The organism is Acinetobacter sp. NIOH-H-8 (genome assembly GCF_046635365.1).
Classification (GTDB): Bacteria; Pseudomonadota; Gammaproteobacteria; order Pseudomonadales; family Moraxellaceae; genus Acinetobacter.
This window is the reverse complement of sequence record NZ_JBHDVN010000168.1, coordinates 1-463: the sequence shown is the minus strand read 5'-3', so window position 1 is coordinate 463 and position 463 is coordinate 1. Positions and strand designations below refer to the sequence as shown.

1 protein-coding gene and 1 pseudogene are annotated in these 463 nt (G+C 48.8%); both read left to right on the top strand.

All coding sequences use genetic code 11. The annotated features are described in order from the left end of the window. The first annotated feature begins 126 nt into the window (after positions 1 to 126). Positions 127 to 354, top strand: coding sequence for a 30S ribosomal protein S18 (gene rpsR, locus ACEWB7_RS17610; RefSeq protein WP_000135199.1), 228 nt, complete (start codon positions 127 to 129; stop codon positions 352 to 354). A 41-nt stretch (positions 355 to 395) separates the two neighbouring features. Then, a pseudogene (gene rplI / locus ACEWB7_RS17605) lies at positions 396 to 463 on the top strand (50S ribosomal protein L9); the annotation flags it as partial.

The window sequence follows — 463 nt, the reverse complement described above, 5'->3', positions numbered from 1 at the left end:
GTATAACGGTCGGCAGTCGCATAACCGTTCAGGGGTTCATTTCATGCCACAAGGCAAAGAACGGACTGAGCAAAATGGTTTTGCATGCCGAGCAGATTGAATTGATAGATTCTGGAGACTAGCCATATGGCACGTTATTTCCGTCGTCGCAAGTTCTGCCGTTTCACCGCGGAAGGCGTTCAAGAGATCGACTATAAAGATATCGCTACGCTGAAAAACTACATCACCGAAAGCGGTAAGATTGTCCCAAGCCGTATCACCGGTACCCGTGCAAAATACCAGCGTCAGCTGGCTCGCGCTATCAAACGCGCTCGCTACCTGTCCCTGCTGCCGTACACTGATCGCCATCAGTAATCGGTCACGGTCCATTAATACGACTTTGAGAGGATAAGGTAATGCAAGTTATTCTGCTTGATAAAGTAGCAAACCTGGGTAGCCTGGGTGATCAGGTAAACGTTAAAGC

Excerpts from the sequence above, each read along its gene's own strand:
- rpsR (WP_000135199.1), top strand. The coding sequence starts at position 127 with ATGGCACGTTATTTCCGTCGTCGCAAGTTCTGCCGTTTCACCGCGGAA.